Source organism: Dietzia sp. 179-F 9C3 NHS (assembly GCF_045369825.1).
Lineage (GTDB): Bacteria > Actinomycetota > Actinomycetes > Mycobacteriales > Mycobacteriaceae > Dietzia.
Genome location: NZ_JBIQES010000005.1, coordinates 1 through 14,748, shown reverse-complemented (window position 1 = coordinate 14,748; position 14,748 = coordinate 1). Strand labels below are relative to the sequence as shown.

Genomic DNA, 14,748 nt, shown 5'->3' with positions numbered 1-14,748 from the left:
CGCCACGTGCGCGGTCCGGTGCGGTGAACGGGCCTGGCGCGGTGAACGGACCTGGCGCGGTGAACGGACCTGGCATGCGCCTCGTCGCGGCCCTCTGGGAATTCGCTCACTCGCGCACTCACTCCACTCCCACGAGCCGCATCGTTCACATGCGATTCGCGAACCGCGACCGGCGTCGGGCTCCGCCCGTATGACGTGAGCGCATCGTGCGCTCAACCCTGCGCGAGTCGGTTCCGCCAGATCGAGTCGCACGCTTTCCACACTCAAGTCGCTCACTCCCCGGCCGCCCCGCCGATCCGAGGTGCGATTTCACCTCGGATTTGCTGCGGAATTTCCGTCCAGCCGGGGCGGTGGGCGGATCCCACCCGCCGTCGGCAGCGGTGGTGCGCGAGTGAGCGAAACGCCGGAGCCTCGTGAACACGGGTGCCGAACGGCCAGGTCGGCCGGATCAGTGGTCGGGGCGAGCCGTGGCGCGGAGCCGCGGCAGGAGCACGTCGCGCACCGTGTCCGGGTTGCGCTCCACCACCACCCAGCGTCGACCCAGGTCGCGGGCGGCGACGGCGGTGGTACCCGAGCCGGCAAAGAGGTCGACGACGAGGTCCCCGGTCTCGGTGGCGAGCTCCACGATCCGGCGCATCAGCGCCTCCGGCTTGGGTGTGCGGAACCCCTCGACGCCGGCCCGCCGCAGCTCGGCCCGGGCGGTGTCGGTGGAGCCGACCTCCTGCGAGAGCCACACGGTCTTGAGCTTCTTGACCCGGCCCTCCTCGTGGCGGTCGCGCTGGTAGACGTCCACGCGCGGCCCGGAGCGGCCGCGCACGGTCCGGCACACCAGCTCGTCGACGCGCTCGCGCGCCCGCTCGCGGGACCAGCGCCACACCGCCGGGGTGAGGTCGCCGAACACCGGGTGGATCTCGACCATCCCGGAGCCGGAGCCGGGGTCGGCGGCGGGGTCGGGATCGACGGCGACCACGCCGGTCTCCGGGTCGCCGTACAGCGGGTAGGTCATCGTGGGCGCCGTCCGCGGATTGAAGCGCTTGTTGGTGTTGCGCAGCGGCAGCAGGCGGTAGTTGACGCCGTCGGGGCCTGTGTGAGGGAAGTCGGCGGGGTTGACGGCGGCGGCGACGCCCGCCGTCAGCCGCACCCGAGCCGGGTCGCGGGCATACACCATCAGCCGGTCGTGGGAGCCGGCGAAGAACCGGTCGAGCTGACGGCCCTTGGGGTTGCTCTCCACGGTGAGGTCGGCGAGGAAGGCGTCCGCGCCCAGCACGTCGTCGAGCAGGCAGCGAACGCGGTGGGCCTCGGCGTCGTCGAGGTGCACCCACAGCGTCCCGGCCTCGGCGAGCAGGTCGCGGGCCACGCGCAGGCGTGTCTCGATGTAGCCGAGCCACTCCGCGCGCGGCATGTCGTCGCGGTAGCCCTCGAAGCGGCCTCCGCGGTTATAGGGCGGGTCGAGGTAGACCAGCTGGGCCGCACCGGCGGGGGCCAGGCCCATCTCGTCGAGAGCCGCCGCAGCCTCGGGAAACCGCCCGCCGTCGCCCACCAGGACGGCACCGGACACCTCGCCGTCGTCACCCCGGACGGTCTCGACGACCTCGGGCGCCGGGCCGTACGCACCGGGCGGCTCGGGCTCCCCGCGGCCCGGCCACGTGACGGCGAAGTCGGCGGTCACCGCACCGGGTCGAGGGTGAGTGCGTCGGGCCGGCGGAAGACGGTGCCGAAGCGGGCGTCCAGCCGCACCCACGGGACACGGGTACTCACGCGGACTGGCTCGCGGTCGGGGGCGCGGCCCGCGCGCTCGGGCACGAATCCGCACATCACCGCCGAGAACACGGTGCGCATGTCCACGCCGACCGGAGCGTCGGTGTCGGCGCCCACGATAAGCGCCTCCTGATCGAGCAGCGAAGGCGGCAGGCCGGCGGGGCCGGCGCTCTCGCGGGCGGCGTCGCGGCCGGACTCGGCGAGGTCGAGCAGCACCTGGGCGGGGATGTCCTCGACCGCGGTGAACCCGTCCACCGGCGGCAGCAGTCCCTGCCACGAGGAGGTCAGGGGCATCCCGGGATCGACCCGGCCCTCGCGGTCTCCGCGGGGCAGCACGTCGAGCTCTGTGAGCAGGTGGTCGGCGCCGGCCACGACGTCCCCGCCGGGGCACGTGCCGCCGAGCCCGCGCACGACGAGCGCGCCGAACGGGGTCCGCGCCCAGACGCGCAGACGGGGCGCGGCGGCGGACTCGGCTGCGGCCGAACCAGCGGCGGCAGGCTCGGCGGCGCCGCCGTCGGTGAAGCGCACGACCGTGGCCTCGTCGAGTCGCAGCAGGCGGCGCAGGAGAGTGCGCAGGTCGTCGCGGTCCGCAGGGTCCGGGATGACGACCCCGCCGTCTGCTCCCCCGTCGCCGCTTCCAGGAAGTATCACGCGGGCTCCTCGTGGAGGAACTCGCGCAGGTAGTCGCGCTCGGCCCGGCTCAGCCGGCGGGGACGCTGGGCGGCAAGGTCGAAGGCGGCGACGGTGGCCGTGCAGTCCACAGCAGGGGGCGCGTCGTCCGGGGTGTGGCGGCCGCGGACCTGGTGGCGGAGCACCACGAGCGCGCCGCCCACCTTCTCGCACCACATGCGCACCCGGATGGGCCCGTCGGCGTACTTGACCTGCCCGCGGTAACGCACCCGGAGGTCGGTCATCACGGCACCGGCGGCGAGGGTGGCGGTGGGCGTGCCCTCCTCGAAGAGCCACGGGATGCGAGCCTCCTCGATGAGCGTGATCATCCGCGCGTGGTTGACGTGGTGGTAGAGATCCTGGTCGGACCAGCGGACCGGCAGGGCGGCGGTGAAGACGCGGCGGCCGGGCTCGCCGGAGATCCCGAGCGGGCCACCCGCCTCGTAGACCAGGGTGTCGCTCACTCGCCCGGCTCCGGGTGGGGCGGCACGGAGTCGTCCGGGTGGCCGGTGAGCGCCGCCCGCTCCCGGGCCGCCTCGAGCACGTTGCGCACCCCGCCCGGGATCTCGACGGCTGTAGAGCTGGACGTGTCGAAGGCGACCATGACCGCCCGGATCTCGCAGCACACGTCGCCGGCGGCGTCGAGGATCGTCTGCCGGATCTGATAGGAGGTGGTGCCCACGTGCTCCACCTCAATCACGACGTCCACGGTCGTCGAGTCGCGCAGGACCGGCCGCAGGTGGTCGATCTCCAGCCGCCGCACGACCTGCGGGAGGTTGCCCAGCCCGAACGGGCCGAAGCGGCTGCGGATAAAGAGGATCCGCGCCTCCTGCGCGTACTCGATGTACTTGACGTTGTTGACGTGGCCGAGTTGGTCGAAGTCCGCCCACCGCACCTGCAGGGTGCAGCGGAACGGGCCGTTGTCCGCGGCCGCGGCTGCCTGGCTCATGACGCCTCCTCGGTCTCCTCCGTGAGAATCGACTCCAGCTCCGCGCGGAACCGCGGCGAGATCTCCTCGGAGCGATCCTCGGAGTTGCTCGCGATGAGCACCACCTCGGCGGTGAACACCACGTCATCGTCGATCCGCATGCGGTGCCGCAGGGTGAACGACGTGCGCCCGATGTGGGTGGCTTCCACCGTCATGGTGAGTTCGGTGACGCCGAACGGCACCGGCGCCGCGTAGTCGAGCGCCATGGTACGCACCAGCATGAGCTGCGCCCCCTCCGCGCCGGGGACGAGTCCGCGGTCGAGGAGGAAGGCGTTACGGGACTCCTGCACGAACTCCTGGAAGGAGATGTTGTCCATGTGCATGCTCGGCCCGAAGTCGGTGACCCGGACCGGCAGGACGCATTCGAAGGCCGGCACCGGCGATCAGTCCCGGGTGAGCTTGCGGTGGGTGACCCGCGACGGGCGGGCCGCCTCGGCGCCGAGACGGGCGATCTTGTTCTCCTCGTAGCCCTCGAAGTTGCCTTCGAACCAGTACCACTGGCCCTCCTCGACGTTGCCCTCCCACGCGAGGATGTGGGTACAGGTGCGGTCGAGGAACCAGCGGTCGTGGGAAATCACGACGGCGCAGCCGGGGAACTCGACGAGCGCGTTCTCCAGGCTGGACAGGGTCTCCACGTCCAGGTCGTTGGTCGGCTCGTCCAGGAGGATCAGGTTGCCGCCCTCCTTGAGCGTGAGCGCCAGGTTGAGGCGGTTGCGCTCACCACCGGAGAGGACGCCGGCCTTCTTCTGCTGGTCCGGACCCTTGAAGCCGAAGGCGCTCACGTAGGCGCGCGAGGGCATCTCGTTCTGGCCCACCTCGATGTAGTCCATGCCCTCGGAGACGACCTCCCAGACCGACTTCTCCGGGTCGATGTTGGCGCGGTTCTGGTCCACGTAGCTCAGCTTGACCGTGTCGCCGATCCGGACGGTGCCCGAGTCCGGCTCCTCCAGCCCGACGATGGTCTTGAACAGGGTCGTCTTACCGACGCCGTTGGGGCCGATCACGCCGACGATGCCGTTGCGCGGCAGCGTGAAGGACAGGTCCTTGATGAGCACGCGGTCGTCGAAGCCCTTCTCCAGGTTCTCGACCTCCACCACGACGTTGCCCAGGCGGGGCGGGGTGGGGATCTGGATCTCTTCGAAGTCCAGCTTCCTGTGCTTCTCGGCCTCGGCCGCCATCTCCTCGTACTTGGCCAGGCGGGCCTTGGACTTGGTCTGGCGGGCCTTGGCGCCGGAGCGGACCCACTCGAGCTCCTGCTTGAGGCGCTTCTGCAGCTTCTGGTCCTTCTTGCCCTGCACCTCGAGGCGCTCGGCCTTCTTCTCCAGGTAGGTGGAGTAGTTGCCCTCGTAGGGGTGCAGCTTGCCGCGGTCGACCTCACAGATCCACTGCGCCACGTGGTCGAGGAAGTAGCGGTCGTGTGTCACGGCCAGGACGGCACCGGAGTAGGCGGCCAGGTGCTGCTCGAGCCACAGCACCGATTCGGCGTCGAGGTGGTTGGTGGGCTCGTCGAGCAGCAGCAGGTCGGGCTTGCTCAGCAGGAGCTTGCACAGCGCCACCCGGCGCTTCTCACCACCGGACAGGTGGGTGACCGGCGCGTCGCCCGGCGGGCAGCGCAGCGCGTCCATGGCCTGCTCGATCTGCGAGTCCACGTCCCACGCGTCCACCGCGTCGAGCGCCTCCTGCAGCTTGCCCATCTCCTCCATGAGCTCGTCGGTGTAGTTGGTCGCCATCTCCTCGGCGACCTCGTTGTACCGGCGCAGCTGCACCATGGTCTCGCCGAGGCCGTCCTCGACGTTCTCCCTGACCGTCTTGGTCTCGTCCAGCTCCGGCTCCTGCATGAGGATGCCGACGCTGGCCTCCGGGTCGAGGAACGCCTCGCCGTTGGACGGCTGGTCCAGCCCGGCCATGATCTTGAGGATCGAGGACTTACCCGCGCCGTTGGGACCCACGACGCCGATCTTGGCGCCGGGGTAGAAGGCCATCGTCACGTCGTCGAGGATCACCTTGTCCCCGTGCGCCTTACGGACCTTCTTCATCGTGTAGATGAACTCTGCCACGGATACACCCTTTCACCTGCGCGTATGCACTCTCATCGCCGCGGGCCGGCCGCGGGCACGACCCCCATGCTACGTGCCCGCGGCCGGCCCCGGCCCGCTGGTCAGAACGGCGCGCCCGTGCCGCCCCCGCGCGGGCCACCCGCGTCCGCCGTCTCCCCCGCGGCCGCCCCCACGAGATCACCCTCAGGGGCCTCCTCGAGTCCGGACACGTCGGTGGGCACGTCCGCCTCGTCGTCGTCCCCGGGCCGGTCCACCTTCTTGAGGCGCTTGACGGTGACGTCCATCCGCGACATGTCCGGTCCGAGCGCGTAACACCGCATCTCGGTGTCGCGGGTGGGGACGCCGTCGCGCTCGTACTCGTTGGAGTGCAGGCGGCCCTGGACGATCACCGCGTCGCCCATGAAGAGCCGGCCGCTGGCCTGGCGCGCGAGGTTGCCCCAACATGACACGGCCAGGAAGAGGGTGCTGGTGGTGCGCCACTCGCCGGTGTCACGGTCCTGGCGGCGCGTGTTGCTGGCCACACGGAAGTTGAGCACGATGTCGTCCCCCACCCGCCGGGTGGTGGGGTTGTTGACGATGTTGCCGCGGACGGTGGTCAGGGTCTCGTTCATGGGATCGCTCCTCGTCAGCTGCGGCCGACCCGGTGTCGACCTCACCGCCGAGCGTGCCCCACCTCACCGTCGTCACCCCGCCGGATCGGGGCCCGCGGCGCCCTCCCTGTGGAGACACCAGGGGGTGTGGAGAAAGGACCGTGTGACGACGGCGAGGCCGACGGTCTCAGCCCCGGTTCCCGCCCTGGGACATCTGGCGGAGCATCTCGTTGTAGGCCCTGAGCTCGGCGTCCTCGTCCCGGTCGGCCTGCCGCTCCCCGCGGCGCGCCTCGCGCATGTCGGACTGGAACCACTGCCAGGCCAGGGCCAGCATCACGACGAACAGCGGGATCTCGCCCGCCGCCCATGCGATGCCGCCGCCGACCCGCTGACTCTGCAGGAGATCGGGGATCCACGGCAGCCCGATGCCCTCGTACCAGGTCTCCCCCAGCACGGTCGGGTAGTTCATGAGCATGATGCCGAAAAAGGCGTGGAACGGCAGCGAGCCGAGCAGCACCATGAGCTTGTAGATGGGCGAGTACTGCCGCGGCGCGGCGTCCACCCCGATGAGCACCCAGTAGAAGAGGTAGCCGCTGATGAGGAAGTGGACGTTCATAAACATGTGCCCGATGTGGTCGGACACGAGCGTGTCGTAGAAGCCGGCGAAGTAGACGAGGTAGAACCCGGCCACGAACTGCACGGCCGCCACCACGGGGTGGGTGAGGAAGTGCGAGAGCGGATTGTTGATGAACTCCACCAGCCACTCGCGGGGCCCGGGCGGGTTGCCGCGGCCCGCGGCCGGCAGCGCGCGCAACGCGAGCGTGAACGGCCCGCCCAGGACGAGCATCACCGGCACGAGCATCGAGAGCAGCATGTGGCCCACCATGTGGGAGGCGAAGTCTGCCATCATGTACATCCCCAGGCCGGTGCTGGTGGTGAGGAACATGGTCACGCAGCCGAGGACCCAGGACACGGTGCGGCCGACCGGCCACGCGTCGCCGCGGCGGTGCAGGTGGACCATGCCCCAGACGTACAGGCCCAGCAGGATCACCGAGGCCAGGCCCAGCACCAGGTCGAAGCGCCACAGCCCGAAGACCGTGCCGAAGGAGAACGGCCCGGGCAGTTCGAAGCCGAGGAAGGCCTCCTGCCGGGTGGGGATGTAGCGCGGCGCCGGCGGGGGGGTGCGGCCCAGCGAGACGGCCAGCGCCATGGTGCCTGCCATGACGACCGACTCCACCAGCACGATCCGCAGGAGCGTGCCCCGGTCCACGGGGGCGTTGGCGCGCCGGGACTCAATGCGCGCGATGATCCGGCGGCGCACCGCCAGCCCGAACACCGCGAGCAGGCCCAGGCACAGCAGCTTGGCCACCACGAGCAGCCCGTAGGTAGAGGAGAACAGGTCGGACGGCAGCACGCGCACCAGTGCGTTGATCACGCCCGACAGGCCCAGCGCCACGATCGCGACCGTGGCCACCACCGAGTAGCGGCGCAGCGCGAGCGCCACCCGCGCCCCGCCCCGCAAGGTGTGGGCGATGACGGCCACGAGCCCGCCCACGTAGAAGACCGCGGCGAACAGGTGGATGATGAGCGAGTTGGTGGCGATGTCGTGCGCCGTGCTGCCCGACGCGTGGCCCGTGGCCGCCACCGGCAGCAGCGAGAGCACGGTGACGGCCAGCCAGATCACCGACCATCGCCAGCTCACCGTAAGCCTCTGCCCCACGCCCGCGACCAGGGCGATGATCGCCGACCACCGCCACGAGGACGCCACGTCGATCGAGCTGATGGCCACCAGCCATTGGTCCGGTGGCAGCGTCTGCCACAGCGTCCGGCCGGAGACGTCGGAGAGCGTGAGCGGGATGAGCAGCGCCGCCGCCACCGCCCACGCGATGTTGGCCCAGGACGCGATCTGCTGGGCGCGGTAGCCGTCCACGTCCAGGGTCTTGTCCTTCTGCGGCGGCGTGAAGAACGCGGCGAACAGGCCCGCGCCCACGGCCACCGCGGCCAGGATCTCGCCGATCGTCCGCACCGCCGGCAGCCCCGCCGTGGTGAGCAGCCCCGGGTCGGGCACACCGATGAGCTCGAGCGCCGCGTCCGTGGACATGCCGGACAGCGGCACCGCCACCCCGGCGCCCACCGCCGCGAGCAATACCACCAGGGGTACGACGCTGCGGGTACGGAGCGGTCCGATGGTGGCGGGGGCCTTGGACGACGACATGGGTCCATCGTAGGAAGCGGGGCGGTCGGCGGCCTATTCATGGTGGCGGCGGGGGCGCTGGCCGTGGGCCCGGCAACCACGCGATCGGCTACGATTCTCCCGGCGACGCCGCGCTAGCGGCCTGCCAGGCCTCCGTAGCTCAGTGGATAGAGCATCCGGTTTCTACCCGGCTGGTCAGGGGTTCGAATCCTCTCGGGGGCGCAAGGTTTACGCAGGTCAAACGGCATTAATGCTGTGTGATCCGCAGGTCGTGCAACTGGCGTACAAGTTGCCTTGTGTTGGTCAATAGAAATGGCCCCGTAGCGCGGGAACGCTCGGGGCCAGCGACCAAGACGAGGTAAGCGTCATGGCCAACAGCCAGCATCCCACACACCATCCCGTCACGCCTACCGTCGATGTGCGTGTCGGCCTCGACGACGACGAGCGCGCCACCATGATCGCCGAATTCTGGCGCCAGCTCGACGCCGCGCAGGACGGTGCAGCATGACCGACAAGTGGTGGACCAGCGAAGAAACCCGCCACTACCAGGGCGAGACATTCCACACCCGCGCCCGCTGGCTCGGCAGGATCGACGACCACCTCGGCCGCGCCGACCAGTACCGGGCCGTAGTCCGCATATCGCAGGACATCGAATACGACGACACGCCGTGGATTTCGCTGTGGCAGAACAACGGCCGCACCCCACCGGCGACTTACACCGTCGAGGACGCCCGCACCCTCGGCTACGCGCTGCTCGACGCAGCCGAAATCGTGGACCGGGAACGCGACGCCGCGATACGGCGACTCACCGAAAACACCCCCTAAACGCGCCCCTGGGCCGTTTCCGTCCAACCGTGGCCTTCAGGTACACGGTTGGCGCGGTGACCGCTCAGCGGCCAAACCACGGGCGTTTACAGACGGGTTAGCCCCAAACCAACCGAAGTCCCGGTGCAGTCAATCCCCCGAACCGGCGGGGGCGTCCCACCCTCGGGTCTGCGCAGACGACGGGCAGGGATCACGACCAGCTCTTTCACGAAACGTGGGAGGGCTACCTGTCGTGCCGTGATGGACTAACGGGGCATGGTGTTCGGGCAAAAATCCGGGGAAGGGGCCAGCAAGGCCAGGGTTCCCCGCAGGGGAACTCCATATGTTTGTCAGTAGCAGTAACCCACCACCAGGAGGCGCGGCATGACCGAACGCAAGCGAGAGAGCAAGGCCGTGAAAAGGGCACGTGAGCAGATGGAGCGCGCACGAGGCGAAACTTTGTCTGGTGAGGCATACCGGTCCCGCAAGTCGTCAACGTGGCGGGTAGGCGGGCGGCGTGCCGAAGGACGGTTCGACTGACCGTGCCGGGTCGCATCCCAGATGCGCCCCCACGTTTACCGGTCCCAAACCGGCAAACCCGACCACGGCGTTAAACACGGCAGTTGCCGTCGTCATCACCGCAACTGCATGGTCACCATGACCACCCGGTGCAGCTCGGGAAGCATCCGCCCCACGCAGGGGCGGCGGGCAAAGTGTCCAACTTGGACACTTTTGATCGGCGCATATCCGCCCCACGCAGACGCGGCGGGCGTCAGGTGTGGTCTCGGAACACACCTGAGAGTCGCGATCCGCACCACGCTGGCGCGGCGGGGTAGAGGCAGCGTCGATATTGGAGATTCTTCCAATAATCCTCCCCACGCAGGCGGCGGGGTAGAGGCAGCGTCGATATTCAGAGATCTCTAAATAGCGAAGGGGACAGTCGGCGGCGATGCCGACTCCCAGCTCGCCAAACTTAAGAGCCGCTCGTGGGCAACCACGGTGCTAAGCACCGTGGTTGCCGCCGTCATCACCGCAACTGCAAGGTCACCATGACCCCACAGACCAAAATCCCCAGTCCCGTACACGGCCCTAGCGCGTAAGCCGTGGGGGCTCCCAGGGCACCGGGGGCGGGGCCCACCCCCACCCCTCTGTGGACCAGATGCGGACATGCCCTCGGGGGGATATTGGGAGCTAAGCCACGGGGGCTTCCGTAGGGCCGGGAGGGGGCCCTCCCGCACCCCTCTGTGGAGTCGGCCCTGTGTGTGTAACGGACCTAAGCCGTGGAGTGTCCAGCGGGGTGGGGGTGGGGTGCGGTGCCCCACCCCCGTCGGGCTGGTCAGGTGATGGTGATCTTGCCGATGCTGGCAGGTCGGGTGAAACCCCAGCCGATGCGGAGGGTGCCTCGGACGGCGCACCGGTCGCTGGTGAAGTAGACGCTTCGGTCGATGGCGACTTCGGCGTCGTTGCGGAGGACGATCTGTGCGCTGGTGGCGTCGAGGGTCCAGATGGTTCCGGCGGCGACTTCGGGGGTGACGTACAGGGGTGCGCCTTCGATGACGCGTCGGCCGGGGGTTGAGGGGTCGCCGGATAGGGCGGTCATGTTGGAGCCGGCGCTGGTCTTGATCTTGGCGATGGTGGCGGCGTCGGTGGGGTTGGCGACCCAGGCGTTGACGGTGCCGCCTGCGGCCTGGACGGCGGCGATGGCATCGACGAAGATGTCGAAGTCGTCGAGGGTTCCGGTGGTGGTGGTGACGCCGTCGAGGGCGGCGAGGCCGGAGGGTGCGGGGGCGGCCTTGGCTCCGAAGAACGCGGCGTCGACTTCGCGGACGAGGTCGCGGACGATGCCGGCTCCGATGATGTTGGCGGCGGCGGGCGCGGTGTCGTTGGCCAGCTCGTTGCTGATCACGGACAGTGCGGCGACCTTGGCGGGGACGATGACCAGTTCATCGGCGGTGGCGTTGGAGGTGGGGATCTCTGCGCCTTCCTCGACCCACTCGGCGGTGGGGTCGGAGGTGATGCGCGGGATGCGGGTGACCTCGCTGTTGGTGTTGATGACGCCGCAGACGCTGGTGGCGATGCTGGCGGCGAGGGTGGGTTCGACGACGAGGGCCTGGACCTGGTCGGGGGTGAGGATGGGTGAGCCGTTGGTGAGCACGAGAGGTGACCTTCCGGTGAGGTGGTGTGTTGTGGTCCTCGGCGTCTCGCCTCGGTGGTCGCGTCTCGCGTGCTGCGCGTGGCCGTCTCGGCTCCGCGTTCACCTAGTGATTGTAGTCCCGGCCACGACGTTTGTCATGGCCGGGACCAGGGGTGCTACTTGGGGTTGAGGGCGTCGTGCCAGCTGGCCTTGGGTGGGACCGACCGGTCCCGGTTGTCGCCGGGGTTGGTGCGTGGCGGTAGGCCGAGTTCGCGGGCGGCGTCCTTGATCGCGTGCCGTGCGGCGATGCGGTCGAGGATGCCGTTGTGGTCGAACAGTGTGGTCTCGTCGAGGCCCCCGGCGCGGATGCCGGCGGGCTTGAATCCGGCGCGGATGATCTCGGCGTCCACGAGCTGGCGGCGGGCGGAATCGAGGTGGTCCTGAGTCATGCCCAGCTGTGAGCGGGCCTCGTTGCGCTGGCGTCGCGCCTTGGCCAGATCGGCGAGCAGCGCGTCGGTATTCGAGGTGGCCTCGTCGCCTCCGTCGGCTGACTCGTCGCTACCACCGGATTCGGTGACAGCCGGGCCGGTGTCTTGGTCCTCGGTCTCGTCTGGGGTGTTGTCGGGCATGTCGTGGTCGGTCATGGGTCAGTCCTCCTCGAGGTCGGGCCAGAACCGGTGTCTGACCGCTTGGGTGTAGTGGTGCACGAACGTGTCCAGCTCGTCGGGCACCTGGTGACCGAGCAGCGCCAGTAGGTGCCGTTCGGTGTCTGTGGCGGGCCGGCGGAAGCTCCTCACGCGGCCCAGCTGCGCGGAGTAGTTGTATTCGAACCTGACGCCAACCCCGGTCTGTGATCGTTCGTAGTCGGCTGCGGCGGTGGCGTCCTCGGCGGCCTGCACGTCGGCTGGCAGGCCGGTGAAGGCGAGCCAGCCGCGCACGTCGGGTTGGGGTAGCTGTCTCACATGTCCTCCTTGAGGTGGTCGGGTAGGGCGTGGCCGGCAGCGATACGCTCACGCACTGCGCTCAGGTAGTCGGCGCGGGCGTCGTCGTCGATGTTGCGGAGGATGTCGGCGGCGACGGCCGTCAATGCTCCGATGATCGGCATGACGGGCAGGTCGGCGAGCAGCACGCTCAGGTTGTCTCCGGTGTTGTTGACGGTGGCGTCGAGGGCGGCGACGGCGGCGAGCTGCGCGGTGATTGCGTCGGCCCGGTCGGCATCCTGCTCGGCCTGCGCCCGGTCGATGGCGTCGGCGATCTGGGCGGCGCGGGCGTTGATGCCCTCGGCGGTGGTCGAGTCGTCGGCGAAGTGTTTGAGGTCGTCGATGTGTAGGCCGTGGGCCTCGGCGGCGGCCGCGTACAGCGGATCGAGGTCGTCGGTCATGGGGTCTCCTTCGTGGCGTGCTCGGCGTTATCGACGAGCTGGTCTGCGAGCAGTACGGCCTCACGTTTGGTCAGCCGGTAGTTGTCGCGGTTCAGGCGCATGACGACGTGCTTGCCGTCGCGGTAGACGTGCGCGGACACGTCGGCTTGGGGGCGGATCACTTGGACTCCTTCGAGGGGATGCGGACCGGTCGGCCGCGGTGGTCGTAGGCGATGCCGGCCCACACGCCTGTGCGGTCCCGTGGTCGGGCGTTGCCGGCGAAGTCCCGGCAGTCGGCCAGGATCGGGCACGTCCCGCAGACGGTCTGGGCGCGATACACGCGGGCCTCGTAGTCGTCGGCGGTCTCGTCGTCCCGGCGGGGATCGAACACGTCCCACAGTCCGGCGCAGGCGGCCCCGGACCAGCGGTCCCGGCCGGCCAGTAGTTCGGTTAGTGGATTCACGCGGGCCTTCCGGTAGTGGTCCTGGGTGGTCCTGGAGGTCTCAGGACCACTGCGGTGTTTGTGCTGGTAAGGGGTGGTCCTGTGGTCCTGGGACCAGGGGTCGAGGACCAAGGACCACTCACGTGTTCTCATGGCGTCTCCGGTACTCGTCCAGGGCGACCACGGCGCGATCCGATCCCCACTTCATGCGCTGTTGCACGTCCCGCTTGGAGGTCGGGGGCGGGTCCAGGGCGGTCAGCGCGTTCACGTCAGCGGCGACCCGCTCCGGGTTGGCGCCGATCCCGAAGTCACTCGGGGCCGATTCCCCCTCGGCGGGTGGGATCGTCTCGGCCAAGAGGACCCCGCCGGTGAAGGACCGCAGGTGGAACACGCCGGCCAGCGGTTCCCGATCCCCGGTAGGGCAGTGCTGTCTCAGGCCGCCGTGACGGTCCTTGTTCACCGTCAGGTAGGCCGCACCCCCGGAACCCGGTGTGAAGGCGTCCTTGACCCGCACACGGATCGAAGTGCCCCCAATGGCGCGGCGCTTAGCTCCGGTGCCGCCGGGGCCGAACGTTCGTGACTCGGACCCCTTGGCGAGGTGGTCGATCAGCAGCACCGCGGCGCCGGCCATCGCCATCTTTTTCAGCACCGCCGTGTGGACCACGGTGAAGTCGTCGGCGGAGTTGCTCGAGGACCCGAACAGGGGCAGCAGCTCCCCCAGGGAGTCCACGACGACAAGGTCAGGTGACCAGTCGGCGCAGTCGTCCACGACGTCGTACACGTCGCCGCGGTCCTCCGGTTCGATGTACCGGAACCGCTCGAGGTCCCCCAGGGTCTTGGGGTCCACTCCAAGGGCCACGAGGCGGGCCGCGATGGATGCCACCCCGTTGTGGTCCAGGTCGATCACGAGGACCTTCTGCCCGGCGTTCAGGGCCTCGGCAGCGGCAGCGAGGGCTACCCACGTCTTGCCCGATTCGGGGTCTCCGAAGAGCAAGTTGACCTGCCCGGCGTAGAACATGCGGTGTCCGTCAGTGCGGGCGCCGAAGGCCGGTTCAGGTGGTCCTGGGATGGTCCCGGCGAGCAGTCCGGCAACATCGGCGTACCGGGCGCGGGTGATTCCGTATTCGGGCAGGTCAGCGCGGTCCCGGACCGGTCCCGGACCAGTGTCGGGGTAGTGGTCCTGTGGTCCTGGACCCCTATGTGCAGGACCACCAGGACCACCGTCGGTGAAGGGGTCACTCGTGAGCATCGCCAGCCCCCTTACGGGCAGCGGTGAGCCGGTCGTGCAGCCCGCGCAGGCGAGTGCCGCCGGTGACAATGTGCATCCACAGATCGTCCTCGGACGCGGTGGCAGACCACCCGACCAACCCGGTGCCGTGGGACTCCACAGCGCGGCGGAAGTGGCCGGCGAGAATCTGGGCGCAGTAGTACGGGATCGCCTCGGGCACCCCGCCGGCGGTGGTCGCTTGGGTCAGCTCGTCTCGCACAAGCTGTGATGCGTCCCCGGTGCGGATGATCTCGTCCATGACGGCCTGGGCGCCGGTGACGCCACGGGCAGCGAGGGCACAGATTGCGGCCCAGATTGTCCTGTGAGGCTCGTCCAGGTCCTCGGGTTGTACGAGGGTGGCAGCGTCTTTCACGGCCCCCTGCGAGGCCCACAAGGCGCCGGACAGTAGACCTGAGTTCCACAACTTTTAGTGCCCCGCGTTGATGGCGTTGATGAGTTCGCGGGCCTCGTCGGGAATCGTGGGT

At 69.4% G+C, this 14,748-nt stretch carries 18 protein-coding genes and 1 tRNA gene; 3 read left to right on the top strand and 16 right to left on the bottom strand.

The window, feature by feature from the left end:
- Positions 1 to 448 precede the first annotated feature (448 nt).
- From ACH0BZ_RS07545 to ACH0BZ_RS07510, 8 genes are all read right to left on the bottom strand, one after another.
- Entirely contained in the window at positions 449 to 1,669 is a 1,221-nt protein-coding gene (locus tag ACH0BZ_RS07545; RefSeq protein ID WP_406897443.1) for a site-specific DNA-methyltransferase, read from the bottom strand.
- Positions 1,666 to 2,409, bottom strand: coding sequence for a hypothetical protein (locus ACH0BZ_RS07540; RefSeq protein WP_406897441.1), 744 nt, complete (start codon positions 2,407 to 2,409; stop codon positions 1,666 to 1,668). Before ACH0BZ_RS07540 ends, ACH0BZ_RS07545 begins: the two co-directional genes overlap by 4 nt.
- Positions 2,406 to 2,891, bottom strand: a complete 486-nt coding sequence (locus ACH0BZ_RS07535; protein ID WP_406897439.1) for an acyl-CoA thioesterase — start codon at positions 2,889 to 2,891, stop codon at positions 2,406 to 2,408. Before ACH0BZ_RS07535 ends, ACH0BZ_RS07540 begins: the two co-directional genes overlap by 4 nt.
- Positions 2,888 to 3,376, bottom strand: a complete 489-nt coding sequence (locus ACH0BZ_RS07530) for an acyl-CoA thioesterase (RefSeq protein WP_406897437.1) — start codon at positions 3,374 to 3,376, stop codon at positions 2,888 to 2,890. Before ACH0BZ_RS07530 ends, ACH0BZ_RS07535 begins: the two co-directional genes overlap by 4 nt.
- Positions 3,373 to 3,792, bottom strand: a complete 420-nt coding sequence (locus ACH0BZ_RS07525) for an acyl-CoA thioesterase (RefSeq protein WP_406897435.1) — start codon at positions 3,790 to 3,792, stop codon at positions 3,373 to 3,375. The genes ACH0BZ_RS07530 and ACH0BZ_RS07525 overlap by 4 nt, the downstream gene beginning before the upstream one ends.
- Positions 3,793 to 3,798: 6 nt before the next feature.
- Entirely contained in the window at positions 3,799 to 5,472 is a 1,674-nt protein-coding gene (ettA, locus tag ACH0BZ_RS07520) for an energy-dependent translational throttle protein EttA (RefSeq protein ID WP_406897433.1), read from the bottom strand.
- 101 nt (positions 5,473 to 5,573) lie between these two features.
- On the bottom strand, positions 5,574 to 6,083 hold the full coding sequence (locus ACH0BZ_RS07515; RefSeq protein ID WP_406897431.1) for a single-stranded DNA-binding protein: 510 nt from the start codon (positions 6,081 to 6,083) through the stop codon (positions 5,574 to 5,576).
- 166 nt (positions 6,084 to 6,249) lie between these two features.
- Positions 6,250 to 8,277 carry a cytochrome c oxidase assembly protein gene (locus ACH0BZ_RS07510; protein ID WP_406897429.1) on the bottom strand — a complete coding sequence of 676 codons (2,028 nt, stop codon included), beginning with the start codon at positions 8,275 to 8,277 and terminating at the stop codon, positions 6,250 to 6,252.
- Between the two features lie 128 nt (positions 8,278 to 8,405).
- On the opposite strand from ACH0BZ_RS07510, the gene ACH0BZ_RS07505 reads away from it, so the two are divergent.
- From ACH0BZ_RS07505 to ACH0BZ_RS07495, 3 genes are all read left to right on the top strand, one after another.
- Positions 8,406 to 8,478: transfer RNA gene (locus tag ACH0BZ_RS07505), tRNA-Arg, on the top strand.
- Positions 8,479 to 8,623: 145 nt separating this feature from the next.
- A complete protein-coding gene (locus tag ACH0BZ_RS07500) occupies positions 8,624 to 8,764 on the top strand; it encodes a hypothetical protein (RefSeq protein WP_406897427.1) in 141 nt (46 codons plus the stop codon).
- Positions 8,761 to 9,081 (top strand): hypothetical protein, encoded by a 321-nt coding sequence (locus ACH0BZ_RS07495; RefSeq protein WP_406897425.1) that lies wholly within the window; start codon positions 8,761 to 8,763, stop codon positions 9,079 to 9,081. Before ACH0BZ_RS07500 ends, ACH0BZ_RS07495 begins: the two co-directional genes overlap by 4 nt.
- A gap of 1,315 nt (positions 9,082 to 10,396) precedes the next feature.
- Here ACH0BZ_RS07495 and ACH0BZ_RS07490 read toward each other — a convergent pair.
- The 8 genes from ACH0BZ_RS07490 to ACH0BZ_RS07455 all read right to left on the bottom strand — a co-directional run bounded on the left by ACH0BZ_RS07490 (position 10,397) and on the right by ACH0BZ_RS07455 (position 14,522).
- Positions 10,397 to 11,215, bottom strand: coding sequence for a phage major capsid protein (locus tag ACH0BZ_RS07490; RefSeq protein WP_406897423.1), 819 nt, complete (start codon positions 11,213 to 11,215; stop codon positions 10,397 to 10,399).
- 155 nt (positions 11,216 to 11,370) lie between these two features.
- Positions 11,371 to 11,838 (bottom strand): hypothetical protein, encoded by a 468-nt coding sequence (locus ACH0BZ_RS07485; RefSeq protein WP_406897421.1) that lies wholly within the window; start codon positions 11,836 to 11,838, stop codon positions 11,371 to 11,373.
- Between the two features lie 3 nt (positions 11,839 to 11,841).
- On the bottom strand, positions 11,842 to 12,156 hold the full coding sequence (locus tag ACH0BZ_RS07480) for a hypothetical protein (RefSeq protein WP_406897419.1): 315 nt from the start codon (positions 12,154 to 12,156) through the stop codon (positions 11,842 to 11,844).
- Positions 12,153 to 12,575, bottom strand: coding sequence for a hypothetical protein (locus tag ACH0BZ_RS07475; protein ID WP_406897418.1), 423 nt, complete (start codon positions 12,573 to 12,575; stop codon positions 12,153 to 12,155). The genes ACH0BZ_RS07480 and ACH0BZ_RS07475 overlap by 4 nt, the downstream gene beginning before the upstream one ends.
- The gene (locus tag ACH0BZ_RS07470) at positions 12,572 to 12,736 is read right to left on the bottom strand and encodes a hypothetical protein (protein WP_406897416.1); all 165 of its coding nucleotides are present in this window, start codon (positions 12,734 to 12,736) and stop codon (positions 12,572 to 12,574) included. Before ACH0BZ_RS07470 ends, ACH0BZ_RS07475 begins: the two co-directional genes overlap by 4 nt.
- Complete coding sequence (locus tag ACH0BZ_RS07465; protein WP_406897414.1) at positions 12,733 to 13,017, bottom strand: WhiB family transcriptional regulator; 285 nt, start codon at positions 13,015 to 13,017, stop codon at positions 12,733 to 12,735. The genes ACH0BZ_RS07470 and ACH0BZ_RS07465 overlap by 4 nt, the downstream gene beginning before the upstream one ends.
- A 118-nt stretch (positions 13,018 to 13,135) precedes the next feature.
- Positions 13,136 to 14,014 (bottom strand): AAA family ATPase, encoded by an 879-nt coding sequence (locus ACH0BZ_RS07460; protein WP_406897413.1) that lies wholly within the window; start codon positions 14,012 to 14,014, stop codon positions 13,136 to 13,138.
- 217 nt (positions 14,015 to 14,231) lie between these two features.
- A complete protein-coding gene (locus ACH0BZ_RS07455) occupies positions 14,232 to 14,522 on the bottom strand; it encodes a hypothetical protein (protein WP_406897411.1) in 291 nt (96 codons plus the stop codon).
- Positions 14,523 to 14,748 lie beyond the last annotated feature (226 nt).

Bases quoted from the DNA above. Each gene is read 5' to 3' on its own strand.
- ACH0BZ_RS07530 (WP_406897437.1), bottom strand. From the start codon at position 3,376: ATGAGCCAGGCAGCCGCGGCCGCGGACAACGGCCCGTTCCGCTGCACC.
- ACH0BZ_RS07515 (WP_406897431.1), bottom strand. From the start codon at position 6,083: ATGAACGAGACCCTGACCACCGTCCGCGGCAACATCGTCAACAACCCC.
- ACH0BZ_RS07510 (WP_406897429.1), bottom strand. From the start codon at position 8,277: ATGTCGTCGTCCAAGGCCCCCGCCACCATCGGACCGCTCCGTACCCGC.
- ACH0BZ_RS07500 (WP_406897427.1), top strand. From the start codon at position 8,624: ATGGCCAACAGCCAGCATCCCACACACCATCCCGTCACGCCTACCGTC.
- ACH0BZ_RS07495 (WP_406897425.1), top strand. From the start codon at position 8,761: ATGACCGACAAGTGGTGGACCAGCGAAGAAACCCGCCACTACCAGGGC.
- ACH0BZ_RS07485 (WP_406897421.1), bottom strand. From the start codon at position 11,838: ATGACCGACCACGACATGCCCGACAACACCCCAGACGAGACCGAGGAC.
- ACH0BZ_RS07475 (WP_406897418.1), bottom strand. From the start codon at position 12,575: ATGACCGACGACCTCGATCCGCTGTACGCGGCCGCCGCCGAGGCCCAC.
- ACH0BZ_RS07460 (WP_406897413.1), bottom strand. From the start codon at position 14,014: ATGTTCTACGCCGGGCAGGTCAACTTGCTCTTCGGAGACCCCGAATCG.
- ACH0BZ_RS07455 (WP_406897411.1), bottom strand. From the start codon at position 14,522: ATGGACGAGATCATCCGCACCGGGGACGCATCACAGCTTGTGCGAGAC.